At 75.8% G+C, this 652-nt stretch carries 1 protein-coding gene; it reads left to right on the top strand.

Features of this window, described 5'->3' with window-relative positions; translation table 11 throughout:
• The coding region (locus ACFV4G_RS31530) for a class F sortase (protein ID WP_380445534.1) at positions 1-580 on the top strand (580 nt) is incomplete at its 5' end.
• Positions 581-652 lie beyond the last annotated feature (72 nt).

Below are 652 nucleotides of genomic sequence, written 5' to 3'. Positions count from 1 at the left end.
GGCCGCGACCGCGCCGGCCGCCCCCGGCCCGTCGGCACCGGCACCGGCCGCGGCCGCCAAGCCGGGCCCCACGGCCGCCGCGGGCGCCCCAGCCGCCGCGGGCGCACCGGCGCTGAAGCGGTCCAAGCCGGCCCGGCTGCGGATCCCGCAGATCGCCGTGGACGCCCCCTTCACCGAGCTGACGCTCGGTCCGGCAGGCCAGCTCAACGCCCCGCCGCCGGACGACAAGAACCTGGTCGGCTGGTACAACGGCGGCGTGACCCCGGGCGAGCGCGGCAGCGCCGTCGTCGCCGGCCACGTCGACACCACCAAGGGCCCTGCGGTGTTCCTGCTGCTGAGCCTGCTGCTGCCGGGCAACAAGGTCGAGGTGGCGCGCGCGGACGGCACCGTCGCGGTGTTCTCGGTGGACTCCGTCGAGACCTTCGCCAAGAACGCCTTCCCCGACCAGAAGGTGTACGGGAAGACGCCGGACGCGCAGCTGCGGCTGATCACGTGCGGCGGCGTGTACGACAAGAAGCGGCGGGACTACCTCGACAACGTGGTCGTGTTCGCGCACCTGGAGTCGTCGCACCGGGCCTGAACGCCGAACGGGGGGGGCGCGGGCGGGGGGCTGGGCCGGCTCGGCGGACTCGCTAGGGCGCCCTCGCTCCGC

The sequence above is a fragment of the Kitasatospora sp. NPDC059747 genome (assembly GCF_042732955.1).
Taxonomy (GTDB): Bacteria; Actinomycetota; Actinomycetes; order Streptomycetales; family Streptomycetaceae; genus Kitasatospora.
Note: the sequence above shows the minus strand (reverse complement) of the source record. Positions and strands in the feature narration are given on the sequence as shown.